Raw genomic sequence first — 13,394 nt, forward strand, 5'->3', positions numbered from 1 at the left:
TTCATGGCCCACGACGGACAGGACTTGCATATGAAACCGACACTCATCCCCGACCTGCTGGCGCTGACCGCCGCATCCCTGGAACCTCTGAACCAGCTGCTTGAGGCCGCCCGCGCCTCGGTCAGAGACATGGTGAGCGAAGATGGCCGTGTCTCCGGCCGCCTGGTCGAGGAGAACCAGGTGGCTGCACACGGGCTGTCATGGCTTGCAACCTATGTCTACAGCCTGCGGCAGATGCAGAAATGGGCCGAGAAGCTGCTAGGTGAAGGCAAGTTCGGCGAAATGGAACAACTGATCCATCAAATCGGCTTTGGCGAATACCTGTCGCAGGTCTATGGCGGCATCCAGATGAACCAAGGCGAGATTATCCGCCTGCAGGATCTGGGCCTTTCCCAGGACGCCCAGAGCGGGCTGATGGTGCCCGCAGTGATGGTGCTCTGCGAGCAGGGCAACAGCCAGGCCGCACGCACCCGTCTGGTAGAGCTGATGGAGGCGCAGGCAGGAGCCACCATGTTCGGCACTTCCGGGCTGGAAGAAGAACTGGAAATGATCCGCGACCAGTTCCGCCGCTATGCGGTTGAAAAGGTCGAACCGCACGCCCATGACTGGCATCTAAAGGATGAGCTGATTCCGCTGTCGGTGATCGAAGAGCTGGCGGAGATGGGCGTATTCGGCCTGACTATCCCCGAGGAATACGGCGGTTTCGGCCTGTCCAAAGCCTCAATGGTGGTGGTATCCGAAGAGCTGTCGCGCGGCTATATCGGTGTTGGCTCGCTGGGCACCCGTTCGGAAATCGCGGCCGAGTTGATCCTCTGCGGCGGTACTGACGAACAGAAGGCAAACTGGCTGCCGAAGCTGGCCAGCGCCGAGATCCTGCCCACTGCTGTCTTCACCGAGCCGAATACCGGTTCCGACCTCGGATCTTTGCGCACCCGCGCGGTGAAGGACGAGAACGGCGACTACAAAGTGACTGGCAACAAGACCTGGATCACCCACGCTGCCCGAACCCATGTGATGACCCTGCTGGCGCGCACCGATCCGGATACAACCGACCACCGCGGGTTGTCGATGTTCCTGGCGGAAAAGACACCCGGCACCGATGAGGCCCCGTTCCCGACCGAAGGCATGACCGGCGGTGAGATCGAAGTGCTCGGCTACCGCGGCATGAAGGAATACGAACTGGGCTTCGACAACTTCCACGTAAAGGGTGAAAACCTCTTGGGCGGCGAGGAGAACAGGGGCTTCAAGCAGCTGATGGAGACCTTTGAATCCGCCCGGATCCAGACGGCGGCCCGTGCCATTGGTGTGGCCCAGTCGGCGCTGGATATCGCCATGCAATACGCGCAGGACCGCAAGCAGTTCGGAAAATCTCTGATTAACTTCCCGCGGGTCTCGGGAAAGCTGGCGATGATGGCGGTGGAGATCATGATCGCCCGCCAGCTGACCTATTTCTCGGCCTGGGAAAAGGACCACGGCCACCGCTGCGACCTGGAGGCCGGAATGGCCAAGCTGCTGGGTGCGCGCGTTGCTTGGGCTGCTGCGGACAACGGACTGCAGATCCACGGCGGCAATGGCTTTGCGCTGGAATACAAGATCTCACGCGTTCTTTGTGACGCCCGGATCCTCAATATTTTTGAAGGGGCTGCGGAAATTCAGGCTCAGGTCATCGCCCGCCGCCTGCTGGGTTAACCTGCTTCAATCCCCAGCTGCGAACGTACCCCTTCTGGCCCGGCGCTTGCGCCGGGCTTTCCCATTTCCCTAAAATGCCCCTCGGAATGCGGCCTGTTTGCAATGAACGCCCGGAACTGGACTATTTCCAATCCGAGTTGTTCGCACCTTCACGATTCTTGGTTAATAAGAGGACATGACACGTTTGCGCCTCTTCCTGTTCCCGCTGCTCCTGCTGATTTCCGCCTGTGCTTCTGCCGTTCCGTCGGAGTACGCCCCCCGCATCCTGGCAATCGGGGATTCGCTGCTGGCCTGGCACAGCTTGGCCGGGAAATCCATCTCCGACACCGTGGCGCGGGAACTGCAGGTACCGGTGGTCGACCGCTCCGTTTCTGCCGCGCGCATCATCTACAAGCTGCCGGTTTCCGGTGCGGCCGGCATGCAGATCCGCAAACAGTACCAGCCCGGCAATTGGGACTGGGTGATTGTGAACGGCGGCGGCAATGACCTATGGCTCGGCTGCGGCTGTTTTGCCTGCAACCGCAAACTGGACAAACTGGTCTCTAAGGACGGGCGCGCGGGCGCGATTCCCGGAATGCTGTCGGAATTGCGTGCGACCGGCGCCAAGGTGATCTATCTTGGCTATCTGCGCAGCCCCGGAACCGGCTCGCTGATTGAACACTGCCGCGACGAGGGAAACGAGCTGGAAGCCCGCATCGAACGGTTGGCGGAGCTGGACGAGGGCATTCACTTCCTGTCGCTCAGGGACATGGTGCCCTTTGGCGACCGGTCTTATCATGCGCTGGACATGATCCACCCATCGGTCAAGGCCAGCAACGAAATCGGCCGAAGAGTGGCCAAAATCATCCAGGCAAATTAAATGGCGGCTCCCGCCCCTTCAGACGCATTCAAGGAATGCACCTTCTGCATTGGGCCGGGCACCGTACTGCGCACGGCGCAACAGCGTTTTCCTGCTCGGACCGGCCCGCGCCGCGCATTGCGCGGCGCTATGCCCAACGGGCGCAAGGCATTCACAATGCCGCAGCGGCGGGCGGGAGACGTCACTTTCCATTTCCGGGCGCAGCCTGTCCTGAACTTGCAGCCGAAACCGCATTCCGGCAAGCCCTGCGGGATATGACGCTGGCCGAGGTTTCCGGTGACGTGCTGATCCCCAGCAACGACCAGGGACACGAGATGCTGTTCACGGCCGGCGGCTGAGCAGATGCATCAGCCTCCCGCGCGCCTCGGGCAGCGGCCGGTTGCCCAGAGACGGCGCCAGATGGGTCTCCAGAAAATGGCCGGTGGTGCGCAGCGCCTGCAGGATTTCCGCGTCTCCGGCATCGCCTTCCCCCAGCATCACCGGGGGCAAGGGCAGCAGCCGGTCTGCCCACTCCCCGGCGCCTTCACGTGAAACAGCCCGGCCCGATTTGGGGGAGACAAATTCCAGCCTGTTCCGCGCCCCGGTGACCGCACAGGCTGTCAGATCAAGCCCAAAGCCCATTTCCTCCAGCAGCCCCAACTCCCAGCGAAGAAAGGCAAGCGGCCAAAGCTCTTCATTGCCCAACAGATCCAGCAACTGTTCACTGCGGGTATAGAGCTCAGGATGCGGTTCGCGTTCAGGCAGGCAGAAGGACAGCAGCGCTGTCACCGTATTCAGCCCTGCCAGCGCCAGCCGCCCGGACATCGCAGCTGCGGCCCGGCTGCGCAAAAGTTCTGCATGATAGCTGCCTAGGTGGTCCTCCAGCCGCGCCCGCCAAGCCACATCCAGCTGGGCTCCGGGCTGCAGTACCGGAGCAAGCTTGCGGCTGGCACCGCCGCGCACCATGCCCGCGTGGCGGCCATGCGCTTTGGTGAAGACATCGATGATGGCTGAGTTTTCGCCATGCCGGCGCATCGAAAGCAATATGCCATGATCACGCCATTCCAACAGCAGGCCTCCCAGTCATCCAGACCGCCGCAGCAGAGCGCATTGCAGCGGAACCTGCAAGCGGCGGAATCACTCCAGCCCTGGTTCGTTCAGCAGATGGCGGCCGGCACGGTCTTCGACCTCGATCACCCAAAGGTCCGGGTCGAACCCGCGCTGGCGCTGGATGGAAGTGTCGACCTCAGTTTCTGCGCCTGCAGCCAGTTCATCCCATTTGCGCACACCGTTCATCAGATCATAAGTCCGGTGAAAGGCACGCGCCTGACCATCCAGCGTGTTGAGTTTGACCAGCACTGCACCCGCTGTGTCATCCCCATGCGAGGTAACAAAGGCAGGAATGTCCATCAGCCGCAGCCGGGCCAAATAGGCCTGCACCCAGAATTCGGCAGCAAGGCGGGTCATGCTGCGCGTCTTCCGGCGATGCCGCCGGTTGCAACCACGGGAGCCTCCGGCGGGAGTATTTTTACAAAGGTGAAACGCATAAACAGCTTCAGTTGCCGTCTTTGAAGTCGAGGCCCATTTCGGAATAACGCTCGGATTCTTCCAGCCAGTTGGGACGGACCTTCACTTGCAGGAACAGATGCACTTTGCGGTCCAGGAATTCTTCCAGCTCGGCGCGGGCCGCCTGAGAGACCGCTTTGATCGTCTCGCCCCGCTTGCCCAGGACAATGCCCTTATGCCCGTCGCGCACCACATAGATCAGTTGATCCACCCGGGCAGATCCATCTTTGCGTTCTTCCCAATTCTCGGTTTCAACCGTCAGCTGGTAGGGCAGTTCCTGGTGCAGGCGCAACGTCAGTTTTTCACGGGTCATTTCCGCTGCGATCATCCGCATCGGCAAGTCGGCTATCTGATCCTCGGGGTAAAGCCAGGGGCTTTCCGGCAGCTTGCCGGCCAGCCACTGACGCAGGTCGTCGACGCCATGGCCGCGTTCCGCAGAGATCATGAAAGTTTCGGCAAAACCGTAGCGGCTGTTCAAGTCCTCGGCGAGGCCCAGCAGTGTTTCTGCCGGCACTTTGTCGATTTTGTTAATGGCAAGTGCCACTGTCCGGCCGCTGCCGATTTCCACAAGCCCCTCTAGAATGGTTTCCACGCCTTCGGTGATGCCCCGGTGCGCCTCGACCATCAGCACCACCACGTCGGCATCTGCCGCCCCGCCCCAGGCTGCCGCGACCATTGCCCGATCCAGGCGGCGGCGTGGGCGGAACAAGCCGGGGGTGTCGACAAAAACAATCTGCGCTTCGCCCTCCATTGCCACGCCGCGGATCCGTGTGCGCGTGGTCTGAACCTTATGGGTCACGATCGAGACCTTCGCCCCGACCATACGATTCAGAAGGGTCGATTTGCCCGCGTTGGGCTCTCCGATCAGGGCAACGAATCCGGCGCGTGTGGTCATCAATACAGGTCCTGTTTGCAGAGCAGACCCCCTACAGGATTTTACCCACAGGGGCCAGAGGCGTTTTCAAGCGGGCTTTGCCTACCTTCACATAACCTTGCCGAATGTCAAAGACCTGCGGCAGATCCCATGTGACAAGCGCGGCGCCAAGCCAATCCGCGTGCCAGGCAGTTCACGGCAATTGCGCTTTGGAAAGGTTTCCAGCGAAACACGGTGATCTTCGGCTGGGATCGGCCGCAACCGCAGAAGTGATGGGTGCCGCCTCTTTGGGCACTGCATCCGCTGCCGCGCAACAGCTCACCATTCAGACTGCCCGCTTAGCCTTGCGCGGGAACCCCGCCGAAGGGCTGGCGAGTTTGCCGCCAGACGCCCCGCCACCGGCTCTTTACGGCATGCAAGGCAAGCCGATGCACCAACGGATCGCAGCGGCGCCATGGTGCGGGATGGCAGGCCTGGAAGAGCTGACGGCATATCGGCGGTTTGGCTTTCTCCTGCGGGCATTGGCACCGCAAAATCCACCTTCTGACCTGGGCCGGGGACGCCGCCAGGGGCACCGGGCTGATGGCCCTGGCGGAACGCAGTGAGTGCCATGTTCAGCGGCTTAGGAATGGGGCGCCAAACCTGCATTTGGTCCACCTTCCCGGACTGGGCTTTACCCCGATCCGTTCAAACCTGCGCAGGTTTCCGCCGCTGGTGGCCGATTTCCATGCTGCCGTTGAACAACAAGTAGCCGAGATCGCGATGGTGGCTGGCAATCCGCGCGGTCTGACGGTCCACTGCCATGTGACCGAACATCAGACAACAGGTCACGCGGGCTGTATCCGCGTGACCTGAGAGCTTATCCGAGCCGCGTCAGCAGCGCCTTTGCAGCGGCCTGTTCGGCCTGCCGCTTGGAACCGGCAGTGGCCTGTGCTTGGGTCCCGTCCTGAAGCCGCGCTGCGATGGTGAAGACCGGTGCGTGATCCGGGCCGCTGCGGGACAGTTCGACATAGGCCGGCGGGTTCTGACCGCGCGCCTGCGCCCATTCCTGCAGCGAAGTCTTGGCGTCGCGTGCGTCGCTTTCGACCTGATGAACACGGGAGCCCCACAGCCGCAGGATCATCTCAGCCGCGGCCTCAAAGCCTGCGTCCTTGTAAACCGCGGCAATCACCGCTTCCATCGCATCCCCCAGCAGCGCCTGCTTGCGCCGGCCGCCAGACATCATTTCCGACCGGCCCAGTTTCAGAACCGCACCCAAGTCGATTTCCGCAGCAACATCAGCGCAGGCCTCCTTGCGCACCAGCGCATTAAAGCGCGGCGCCAGCTGGCCCTCGGTGGCGGTCATGTCATGCTCCAGCAAAGCGGTGGCCATCACCAGCCCCAGAACCCGGTCACCCAGAAACTCCAGCCGCTGGTTGTCCTTGCGGTTCGGCGACGACACAGATGCATGTGTCACAGCGCGTTGCAACAATTCGGGCCGGGCAAACTGATGCCCGATCCGGTCTTCAAACGCGCGCAATTCCTTGGACAGTTTCACTTGATCCCCTTGAAGAAACGGTCGCTCCGCCAGGTCCAGAAATAGAGCATTGAGCGCCCGGCGGAAGAGAACATGATACGGTCGGCACGCCCGATCAAGTTTTCAAACGGGACGAAACCCACGCCGCCGGCAGACTGCGGCAAACGGCTGTCTGAGGAATTATCCCTGTTGTCGCCCATAAAAAAGTAGTGACCTTCCGGCACTTGATAAACGCCGGTGTGATCCATGCCCTGATTGGTGATGTTGAGAACAATATGTTCATTGCCGCCGGGCAGGGTTTCCAGTTTGCGCGACTTATTGCAGACAGCACCCTGGCCCACCGGCGCGTTTTCACAACGCGGGAAGGACCCCTGCGGACCCTGACGCTCCATCACTTCCTCGAATTGACCGGCATCTTGCAGCTTTACCGGTTCGCCATTAATGAAAAGAACGCCATTCTTCATCTGGATCTTGTCACCCGGCAGACCGATCAGCCGCTTGATGAAGTCGTTGCTGTTCACTGGATGGCGGAACACCACCACATCGCCGCGCTCCGGCTGGCTGCCCATCAGGCGGGTATTGTCGCCGTCCAGAAAGCCGCAGATGTTTTTAGCATCTATGTTCAAACCAACAGCGGGGATGCGCACGCTGGGGCAGGAAGCATAGGAATAGCCATAGGCCATCTTGTTCACGAACAGGAAGTCCCCGATCAGCAGGGTCTCCTTCATCGATCCTGACGGTATCCAAAAGGGCTGAAAAAAGAGGGTGCGGAAAACACCGGCGATCAGCAGCGCATAGACGATGGTTTTCACCGTCTCAATGATCGAACTGCCGGTCTTTGCTTTGGCCGTCATCAGGCTCTCCGGTTTGGAAACAGGGTCCGGCGCTACATGCGGGCCTGAAGGGGCCAAGTCAAGTTCCGGCGGGCAATTCCGCCAGGTTCGCTATCATGGGACGCGCCTCAATCACCACAAAGGCCTGCGCCCAGGGGTGGTCATCCGTCAAAGTCACATGGATCACCGCTTCATGGGCCGGCGGGGTCATTTCGCGAAGGCGTTCGGCGGCCCAGCCTGTCACATGCATCACCGGCTGACCCGTACGCAGGTTGGTAACCGCCATGTCCTTCCAGGCGATCCCCATGCGCAGCCCGGTGCCCAGTGCCTTGGAACAGGCTTCCTTGGCGGCCCAGCGCTTGGCATAGGTGCCCGCCACGTCGCGGCGGCGTTCGGCCTTGCGCTGTTCAGTTTCGGTGAAAACCCGGTTGCGGAACCTGTCGCCGAAGCGGTCCAGCGTGCGCTGGATACGCTCGATATTGGCCAGATCGGTTCCCACGCCCAGGATCATTCTTCCAGCCGTTTCAGCCCCAGTTTGATGCCATGCGCCAGAAACAGACGGTTGACCATCAGAATGACCGCCAGCAGCAATACAAAAAGGCCTGCGAGATACAGGGCAGGAATGGTCACTCGCGCTTCAGCGATAACCGGGTTGTTCCAGTAGAGCGGCAGTTGAACGATGGTCAGCAGCGCAACGACCCCGGTCATCGCCGCAGCATTGACCCAGGCCGACTTTCCGTCCAGCGGTACCCGGATTGTCCGCGCGATGCGCATTCCTTCAAGAACTGCGGCAAACATCGGCGGCAGAACCGTTGCCAGCCCGGCCGGCATGCCGACCCCGAACTGCGCCAGCATCAGCCCCACAAGCATCATGCCGATTGAGGCAGCCATCCAGAGTAGGCCGTAGCGGATCAAATTAGCGTGCATGGCCTTATTTTTCCCGTGCTTGATCCATCATCCGCCGCATTTCCTGCACTGCCGGGGTCAGACCCCGGAAGACTGCCTCGCCAATCAGGAAATGGCCGATATTCAGCTCTTTGACCTCCGGGAAGGCCGCAACCGGTTTTACGGTATCATAAGTGAGGCCATGGCCGGCATGCACTTCAAGCCCTAACGAATGGGCATAGGCTGACATCTCGCGCAATGCATCCAATTCGCGGTCACGGTCCTTAAACCTGGCCTCGGCGTGATAGTCGCAATAGGCGCCGGTGTGCAGTTCGATCACCTCGGCGCCGATCCGGTGCGCGGCTTCGATCTGCTTTCTATCGGCGGCAATGAAGATCGACACCCGGCAGCCTGCGTCGCGCAGGGGTGCGATGTAATGGGCCAGGCGGTTTTCCTCACGGGCGACCTCCAGCCCGCCTTCGGTGGTGCGTTCCTCGCGTTTCTCCGGCACGATGCAAACCGCGTGCGGCTTGTGGCGCAGGGCAATTTTTTGCATTTCCTCCGTCGCCGCCATCTCAAAATTCAGTGGCACCGTAAGCGCCTCCATCAGCCCGTCGATATCGGCATCTGTGATATGGCGGCGGTCTTCGCGCAGATGCGCGGTGATACCGTCGGCGCCTGCCTCCTCGGCCAGTTTTGCCGCGCGGATCGGGTCCGGATAGGCGCCACCGCGGGCGTTGCGCACTGTGGCGACATGGTCGATATTCACGCCCAAGCGCAATTTGTTCTGTGTCATGGCAGCTGTCTCATCCGTCTGAAGTCAAAGCTTTTACGCAAAGACTAGACAGCCTGCGGGCAAGAGCAACCCTGCTGGCGATAATGGTACAATCCGGCGCCACGGCTCAGGAGCCGGTGTCGACTTCGGCGCGCTGCTTGATGGCCTCGAACTTGGCCTTGATCTTGGCCCGGCGGCGCTGCTGGTAGACCCGGATCACCGGCAGGCTGAGCATATAGCAGACGGACGCGGAAATGATCCCCGGAATGATGCCGCCGATCATGTAGGGGTAGAAAACCTCGTTATAGAACAGGTGCAGCCCCTGCCAGTCGGCGGGCTGGTCCAGGAACAGCGCAAACAGGTTGTCCTTCAGGTCGCCCCCCGCGTCCAGAAACTTGCCCATCAGGGATTTGTCGACTTCCCCGTCGAACTCGGTTCCAAGAATCCAGTGCCCGGTCTGCAGCGAGGCCACCCCGATCGGCACATAGGTCAGCGGATTGCCAAAGAAGGTGGCGCTGAGCGAGGCAAGAATATTGCCATTCATCAGCCGGGAAATGATCGCCGCGACAAGGAAGTGCAGCCCGTAAAAGGGCGTGAAGGTGGTGAACACCCCGGCCCAGATGCCGCGGGCGATGCGTTCAGGCGAATCGGGCAACCGCCGCACCCGGTGCTTCACATACAGGAACGCCCTTCCCCAGCCGCCACGCGGCCAGAGAAAATCCGCCAGCGCCCGGAGGGGCGGACGTCTGTCCCGGCGCCTGAATACCAAAGCTGTGCGTCCTTCCCAGTTCCCGGCTCAAAATTTCATCGGCTTATCACGGAAAATGGCGCTCTTCCGGTTTGTCACGGAACCGCGCCACCGCGGCAACATCGCTTTCGGCTTCAAGCGTCAGCATCAGCGAGTGCAGCTGCTCCACATCCCGCAGTTCCACATTGATCATAAGCCGGTAAAAGTCTGGTTTCCTGTCGACAAATTCTAGGTCCGAGATATTGGCCTTTTTCTCACCAATCAATGTGCAAATGCGTCCCAGCACACCGGCGTCATTGCCGATGGTCAGCTCCAATGTTGTGCCATAAGCCGCCGGATGGGTTCCGCTGTGCCACTGCACATCCATCCAACGCTCCGGCTGGTCCTCAAACTCGCCCAGCTTGTCGCAATCCGCGGAATGCACCACCACCCCGCGGCCGCGGTAGGTGATGCCGATGATGCGTTCGCCCGGCAGCGGCTGGCAGCAAGGCGCACGCTCAAAGCTCTGCCCCGGCTCCAGGCCGACCACGGCCCGGCGCGGAGAGATTTCGTCGCCATCGCCAGTAGTGGTCAATTCCGGATAAACCGATTGCACCACGTCATGCGCGGTGATCTCTGCCGCCCCTAACCGTGCCAGCAGCTCATTCACCCCGCCCGCTCGCAGGGCACGTGCAGCAGTTTCGAGCGCCTTGTCGGTGGCCTTTTTGCCGACATGCTCAAAAGCCGAGCGTGCCAGTTCATGACCCAGCTTCACAAACCGCGCCCGGTCCGCCTCGCGCAGAGCGCGGCGGATCGCGGTGCGGGCCTTGCCGGTGGTGGCAATCTCCAGCCAGCTTAACTGCGGGGTCTGGCCCTCGGCGGTGATCACATCCACAGACTGGCCGTTGCGCAGCCGGGTCCACAGCGGCACCCGGATCCCGTCCACCTTGGCGCCGACGCAGGCATGGCCGATGCGGGTATGGATGGCATAGGCAAAGTCGATCGGCGTCGCGCCCTTGGGCAGTTTGATCACATCGCCCTTGGGCGTGAAGCAGAACACCTGGTCGGAATACATCTCGAGCTTCACTGCCTCGAGGAATTCGTCGTGATCATCCTCGGCGTCGAATTGCTCGGTCAGCGAGGCAATCCATTTGGCCGGGTCAACCGCAAAGGGGTTTTCCGAGCGCACGCCGTCGCGATAGGACCAGTGGGCCGCCACCCCGGTTTCGGCCACGTCATGCATCTGCCGGGTGCGGATCTGCACCTCCACCCGCTTGCCGTCCCGGCCTGAAACCGTGGTATGGATCGAGCGGTAACCGTTGGATTTCGGCTGGCTGATGTAATCCTTGAACCGGCCCGGAACCGCCCGCCAGCGCTGGTGAATCGCCCCAAGCGCGCGGTAGGCGTCCTCTTCGGAGGTGGTGATAACGCGGAAGCCGTAGATGTCCGAGAGCCGCGAAAAGCCCTGATCCTTGGCCTGCATCTTGCGCCAGATCGAATAGGGTTTCTTGGCGCGGCCAAAGACCTCCGCCTCGATCCCGGCCTTTTCCAGCTCCAGCCGCATGTCGCCGGTGATCCGGTGAATTACATCGCCTGTTTCGCGCTGCAGGGTCACGAAACGGCGGATGATCGACTGGCGGCCTTCGGCATTAAGCACGCGGAACGCCAGATCCTCCAGCTCCTCGCGCATCCACTGCATCCCCATGCGGCCCGCCAGAGGCGCATAGATATCCATTGTCTCGCGCGCCTTCTGGGCCTGCTTTTCCGGGCGCATCGCCTTGATTGTGCGCATGTTGTGCAGCCGGTCGGCAAGCTTGACCAGGATCACCCGCAGATCTTTGGACATCGCCATGAACAGCTTGCGGAAGTTTTCCGCCTGCTTGGTCTCGCGGCTGCTGAGCTGCAAGTTGGTCAATTTGGTAACGCCGTCGACCAGCATCGCCACCTCATTGCCAAAGCGGCGGGTGACTTCCTCGTAGGAGGCCTTGGTGTCTTCGATGGTGTCATGCAACAGCGCGGTGATGATCGTCGCATCATCCAGGCGCTGTTCGGTTAGAATGGCTGCGACGGCAACCGGATGCGTGAAATAGGGTTCGCCGGAATGGCGGAATTGCCCTTCATGCATCTGCTCGCCGAATGCATAGGCCTCGGCAATTCTATCCGCATTTGTCTTCGGGTTGTAGTTGCGGACCAGAGCAAGCAGATCTCCAGCGGAAATATCGGGGGAGTTCATGTCCGGTCCGCAGCCTCAAATTCGTCAGCGCACGCCTCAGCCCTGGCCCTGGGCCTCCATCAGCGCGCGCAGCAGTTTCTCTTCAGACATATCGTCATCGGCGGGCTTGTCGTTGTCCGCGCCCATCAGCAAAGCCATCGAATCTTCTTCCGGCTCATCGACCTCAATCTGGGTCTGATTGCCTTCGATCAGGCGCTCGCGCAGATCGTCTGCGCTTTGTGTCTCATCAGCGATTTCGCGCAAGGAAACGACCGGGTTTTTGTCGTTATCACGGTCCACGGTGATTGGAGCACCTGCCGAAATTTCGCGGGCGCGATGCGCTGCCAGCATCACCAGCTCAAAGCGGTTGGGCACCTTGTCTACGCAATCTTCAACCGTCACGCGGGCCATCAGCGACTCTCCAATTCATTCCGGGTCCAGAAGGCAGACATTTACGCCCAAACCTTTCCCTTGACAAGAGCGGAAAACGCCGCATTGCGCGGCTTACAGCGGCGTGACCTCCGCCACATCTGCCGGCGGCAATTCCGCCAGCAGCCCAGCAGCGGTTTTCTGCAGAACCGGGTGGCGCCAGCGCGGGGCAATATCGCAAAGCGGCACCAGCACAAAGGCGCGGTCCTGAAGGCGCGGATGCGGCAGGATCAGCTGCCCGGGGGCCTCCTTCATCTGGGTCTCCAGCGGCAGCCTCTGCCAGCGGGCAAATCCGTCCGCATCCGGCAGTACTGCACCGCCGTGGTCAATCAAATCCAGATCAAGCGTACGCATCCCCCAGCGTTGTTCCCGCACCCGGGCAAACTGTTCTTCAATCTCATGCAAACGCGCCAGAAGCGCGGGCGCGGACAAAGATGTCTCAACCGCAACTGCAGCATTCACATAATCCGGTCCGGCGCCTGCTGGAAAACAAGGCGTCTGAAAGAACCGTGAGACGCGGCGCAGGACAACATCATCGGATTGCAAAGCGGCAACAGCCTTTGACAAAGTGGCTTGCGGCGCATCAGCGTCCACAGGCAGGTTACCGCCGAGCGCGATGAGGGACGTTTTCAGATTTCCGGCCATTTTTGACCCTATTTCAGAATGGCAGTATACTTGCGGCAGATGACAAATAACTTACATTAAGTCCACCCGTCTCGCTGATTTCTGGCACTCACTCACGGATCACCCGGCCGGGACGGTTATACCGGAAGGAACATTTTATGTTTTACAAAGACGAACGGCTTGCGCTGTTCATAGACGGGTCGAACCTGTACGCCGCAGCTAAGGCGCTTGGGTTCGACATCGACTATAAGCTTTTGCGGCAAGAATTCATGCGCCGCGGCAAGCTTCTGCGGGCCTTTTATTACACTGCCCTGCTGGAGAATGACGAGTATTCACCGATCCGCCCGCTGGTCGACTGGCTGCATTACAACGGCTTCACCATGGTCACCAAACCGGCCAAAGAATACACCGACAGCATGGGCCGCC

At 60.8% G+C, this 13,394-nt stretch carries 16 protein-coding genes; 4 read left to right on the forward strand and 12 right to left on the reverse strand.

What is annotated here, in order from left to right:
• Positions 1-3: 3 nt before the first annotated feature.
• Complete coding sequence (locus tag VOI29_RS04215; RefSeq protein ID WP_323776186.1) at positions 4-1,689, forward strand: acyl-CoA dehydrogenase family protein; 1,686 nt, start codon at positions 4-6, stop codon at positions 1,687-1,689.
• Positions 1,690-1,873: 184 nt separating this feature from the next.
• Positions 1,874-2,548 (forward strand): SGNH/GDSL hydrolase family protein, encoded by a 675-nt coding sequence (locus tag VOI29_RS04220; protein WP_323776200.1) that lies wholly within the window; start codon positions 1,874-1,876, stop codon positions 2,546-2,548.
• 321 nt (positions 2,549-2,869) lie between these two features.
• On the opposite strand, the gene recO is transcribed toward VOI29_RS04220, so the two are convergent.
• The 3 genes from recO to era form a co-directional block, all read right to left on the reverse strand.
• Positions 2,870-3,595, reverse strand: a complete 726-nt coding sequence (gene recO, locus VOI29_RS04225; protein ID WP_323776187.1) for a DNA repair protein RecO — start codon at positions 3,593-3,595, stop codon at positions 2,870-2,872.
• A 69-nt stretch (positions 3,596-3,664) separates the two neighbouring features.
• The gene (locus VOI29_RS04230; RefSeq protein WP_323776188.1) at positions 3,665-3,994 is read right to left on the reverse strand and encodes a DUF1491 family protein; all 330 of its coding nucleotides are present in this window, start codon (positions 3,992-3,994) and stop codon (positions 3,665-3,667) included.
• Between the two features lie 88 nt (positions 3,995-4,082).
• Positions 4,083-4,988 (reverse strand): GTPase Era, encoded by a 906-nt coding sequence (era, locus tag VOI29_RS04235; RefSeq protein WP_323776189.1) that lies wholly within the window; start codon positions 4,986-4,988, stop codon positions 4,083-4,085.
• A 561-nt stretch (positions 4,989-5,549) separates the two neighbouring features.
• Here era and VOI29_RS04240 point away from each other — a divergent pair.
• Positions 5,550-5,822 carry a hypothetical protein gene (locus VOI29_RS04240; RefSeq protein WP_323776190.1) on the forward strand — a complete coding sequence of 91 codons (273 nt, stop codon included), beginning with the start codon at positions 5,550-5,552 and terminating at the stop codon, positions 5,820-5,822.
• A 4-nt stretch (positions 5,823-5,826) separates the two neighbouring features.
• Here the strand turns inward: VOI29_RS04240 and rnc are convergent, their stop codons facing one another.
• From rnc to folK, 9 genes are all read right to left on the reverse strand, one after another.
• Positions 5,827-6,504: a ribonuclease III gene (gene rnc / locus VOI29_RS04245; protein WP_323776191.1), complete on the reverse strand. Its 678-nt coding sequence runs from the start codon at positions 6,502-6,504 to the stop codon at positions 5,827-5,829.
• A complete protein-coding gene (lepB, locus tag VOI29_RS04250; RefSeq protein WP_323776192.1) occupies positions 6,501-7,337 on the reverse strand; it encodes a signal peptidase I in 837 nt (278 codons plus the stop codon). Before lepB ends, rnc begins: the two co-directional genes overlap by 4 nt.
• A gap of 58 nt (positions 7,338-7,395) precedes the next feature.
• Positions 7,396-7,827 carry a holo-ACP synthase gene (gene acpS / locus VOI29_RS04255; protein WP_323776193.1) on the reverse strand — a complete coding sequence of 144 codons (432 nt, stop codon included), beginning with the start codon at positions 7,825-7,827 and terminating at the stop codon, positions 7,396-7,398.
• On the reverse strand, positions 7,824-8,243 hold the full coding sequence (locus VOI29_RS04260) for an ABZJ_00895 family protein (protein WP_323776194.1): 420 nt from the start codon (positions 8,241-8,243) through the stop codon (positions 7,824-7,826). The genes acpS and VOI29_RS04260 overlap by 4 nt, the downstream gene beginning before the upstream one ends.
• A gap of 4 nt (positions 8,244-8,247) precedes the next feature.
• On the reverse strand, positions 8,248-8,997 hold the full coding sequence (locus VOI29_RS04265) for a pyridoxine 5'-phosphate synthase (protein WP_323776195.1): 750 nt from the start codon (positions 8,995-8,997) through the stop codon (positions 8,248-8,250).
• A gap of 106 nt (positions 8,998-9,103) precedes the next feature.
• Positions 9,104-9,745 carry a DUF2062 domain-containing protein gene (locus VOI29_RS04270; protein ID WP_323776196.1) on the reverse strand — a complete coding sequence of 214 codons (642 nt, stop codon included), beginning with the start codon at positions 9,743-9,745 and terminating at the stop codon, positions 9,104-9,106.
• 46 nt (positions 9,746-9,791) lie between these two features.
• Positions 9,792-11,936, reverse strand: coding sequence for a bifunctional (p)ppGpp synthetase/guanosine-3',5'-bis(diphosphate) 3'-pyrophosphohydrolase (locus VOI29_RS04275; protein WP_323776197.1), 2,145 nt, complete (start codon positions 11,934-11,936; stop codon positions 9,792-9,794).
• A gap of 36 nt (positions 11,937-11,972) precedes the next feature.
• Positions 11,973-12,326: a DNA-directed RNA polymerase subunit omega gene (gene rpoZ / locus VOI29_RS04280; protein WP_024088478.1), complete on the reverse strand. Its 354-nt coding sequence runs from the start codon at positions 12,324-12,326 to the stop codon at positions 11,973-11,975.
• Between the two features lie 93 nt (positions 12,327-12,419).
• Entirely contained in the window at positions 12,420-12,989 is a 570-nt protein-coding gene (gene folK, locus VOI29_RS04285) for a 2-amino-4-hydroxy-6-hydroxymethyldihydropteridine diphosphokinase (RefSeq protein ID WP_323776198.1), read from the reverse strand.
• 137 nt (positions 12,990-13,126) lie between these two features.
• Between folK and VOI29_RS04290 the strand changes: the two genes are divergently transcribed.
• On the forward strand, positions 13,127-13,394 hold a 268-nt coding region (locus VOI29_RS04290), incomplete at its 3' end, for an NYN domain-containing protein (RefSeq protein ID WP_323776199.1).

The organism is Leisingera sp., from assembly GCF_034669605.1.
Classification (GTDB): Bacteria; Pseudomonadota; Alphaproteobacteria; order Rhodobacterales; family Rhodobacteraceae; genus Leisingera.